1 protein-coding gene is annotated in these 2,969 nt (G+C 39.4%); it reads left to right on the top strand.

Features of this window, described 5'->3' with window-relative positions; translation table 11 throughout:
* The coding region (locus tag IV86_RS08490; RefSeq protein ID WP_056979574.1) for a glycoside hydrolase family 70 protein at positions 1-2,654 on the top strand (2,654 nt) is incomplete at its 5' end.
* Positions 2,655-2,969 lie beyond the last annotated feature (315 nt).

Genomic DNA, 2,969 nt, shown 5'->3' with positions numbered 1-2,969 from the left:
TCTATTACTTCGGTGGTAACGGTGACGCAATGGTCACCATCCGTGGGGCAATTAAAAACGGCAAGTTTAATATTTATGATATGCGGACAAACAAGCTTATTAAGAGCCTCGACGCTGGTACTTGGGAGAACTTGGCCTATTCGATGGATGCCAACTCCATTAACAATGTTGATGGCTACCTTAGCTACAGTGGTTGGTACCGACCAATTGGAACAAGCCAAGATGGTAAGACATGGTACAAGACCGGGGCTGGTGACTGGCGGCCAATCTTGATGTATGCATGGCCAAATAAGGATGTTCAGGCACAATTCATTAAGTATTTTGTTAATCATGGTTATGAGAATGCTAATTATGGATTAACAAAGGTATCGGTAGCAAATCTTAATAAGGACACAGATGCAACAGTTCTTAACACGGCAGCACAAAATCTTCGTTACGTAATTGAACAAAGTATTGCTACTAATAAGGGAACGGGTAAGTTAGCAAATGACACTAATGGTTTTGCAGCTACTGTTCCTGAACTATCGGCTTCATCTGAATTATCATTACAGAGCATGCCAAATTATAAGCCTGATAAAAGCGGAACTGTAGATAGCGATCAAGTAATCTTCGTTAATGACGCTGATAGTAAGTATCGCTTAATGAACCGTACGATCAATAACCAAACTGGTAATGATAATAGCGATAACAGTCCTGAGTTATTGGTTGGAAATGATATTGATAACTCTAATCCGGTGGTACAAGCTGAGAACCTTAACTGGGAATACTTCTTGTTAAATTATGGTAAGCTGATGGGTTATAACCAGGATGGTAATTTTGACGGTTTCCGGATTGATGCTGCTGATAATATTGATGCTGATGTGCTCGACCAGATGGGACAATTAATGAATGATATGTACCATATGAAGGGTAACCCGCAAAATGCTAATAATCACTTAAGCTATAACGAAGGATACCATTCAGGTGCTGCCCAGATGTTGAACAAGAAGGGTAATCCACAATTGTACATGGATTCTGGAGAATTCTATACTTTAGAGCATGTCCTCGGACGTGCTAACAATCGTGATAATATTAGTGATTTGGTTACTAATAGTATTGTTAACCGGCAAAATGACGTTACGGAAAATGAAGCTACTCCAAACTGGTCATTTGTCACTAACCATGATCAACGCAAGAACTTGATTAATAGTTTAATTATTAAAGACCATCCTGGCATGGCTTACATTATGGGATCAGCATATAAAGCAGAATATGCTAACCAAGCTTGGCAAGAGTTTTATGCTGATCAAAAGAAGACCGATAAGCAGTATGCTCAGTATAACGTTCCAGCACAATATGCAATTCTTCTAAGCAATAAAGATACTGTACCGCAGATTTACTATGGTGATCTTTACAACGAAACTGCACAATATATGCAGGAAAAGTCGATCTACTATGATGCAATTACGACGTTAATGAAGGCACGGAAACAATTTGTTAGCGGCGGACAAACAATGACCAAGCTTAGCGATAACTTAATTGCAAGCGTTCGTTATGGTAAGGGCGTTGCTAATGCTAATAGTGAGGGTACTGATAGTTTGAGTCGAACGAGTGGAATGGCAGTTATCGTTGGTAACAATCCACAAATGGCAGAGCAAACAATTTCTATTAATATGGGTCGTGCCCATGCTAATGAGCAGTATCGTAACTTGCTTGACACAACGGATAATGGTTTAACATATAATGCTGATGGTGCTGAAAATCCAGAGACCTTAACAACTGATGATAATGGTATTTTGAAGGTTACTGTTAAGGGATACAGTAATCCTTATGTAAGTGGATATCTTGGTGTGTGGGTCCCAGTTGTTTCTGGAAATCAGGATGTTACTACTAATGCCGCCACTGTTTCAGCAGATAGTAATAAGATCTTCGAATCTAATGCTGCACTTGATTCTCATATGATCTATGAAGACTTTAGTTTGTATCAACCTGAACCAACAAGTACAGAGAATCATGCATATAATATTATTGCCCAAAACGCTGAGCTATTTAACAACCTGGGAATCACTGACTTCTGGATGGCCCCTGCTTACACACCGTTTGGTATGAGTCGCTATAACGAAGGTTATTCTATGACTGATCGCTATAACCTAGGGACTAATGCTAATCCAACCAAGTATGGAAGTGGTGAAGAATTAGCAAACGCGATTACCGCTTTGCATAGCGCTGGCTTAAAGGTTCAGGAAGATATTGTTATGAACCAGATGATTGGCTTTTCCGGTCAAGAAGCAGTAACGGTTACCAGAACTAACGATCGTGGAAGGCAGATTTACGTCAATGGTAAGACATATGCTAATCAAATCTACTTTGCATACACAACCGGTGGTGGAAACGGACAGGAAACTTATGGTGGTAAGTATCTGTCAGAGTTACAGTCCAAGTATTCTGACTTGTTCACCACAAGGGCCATTTCTACCGGCGTAGCTCCTGATCCAACTACTCATATTACTAAGTGGTCTGCTAAATACGAAAACGGTACATCACTTCAAAATATTGGAATTGGTTTAGCTGTGAAATTACCTAATGGCGATTACGCTTACCTGAATGGTGGTAATAACGATAAGTTTAAGACGACCCTTCCAGAACAGATGGGGTCGATTGGTTACTATGTTTAACAGGAATTAAAAAATTAGGCTTTCCTAAGCTGATTACGACAATATTACACTACGGAACCTAAAAGAGTGAAAAACTGCAATTTATGGGATTTCTTCCCGGTAAATTGCAGTTTTTTTGTCTGTTTTGTTACATTTTGTGGTTAGTAAGGGCAACAGGATGAAAGCATGACTTGCTAAGGCCTGTATGGTTAAGGCAGATTGTAAAATTTAAGTTGAACATTTAAGTGGACAGAAAAACCCATCAAAGTCTTTAATGGTGTTACCACACAATCCATTAGAAAGAATGGATGTAAGCTGATTCCTGAGACAACTTTT

The sequence above is a fragment of the Pediococcus pentosaceus genome (assembly GCF_001437285.1).
Classification (GTDB): domain Bacteria; phylum Bacillota; class Bacilli; order Lactobacillales; family Lactobacillaceae; genus Pediococcus; species Pediococcus pentosaceus.
Note: the sequence above shows the minus strand (reverse complement) of the source record. Positions and strands in the feature narration are given on the sequence as shown.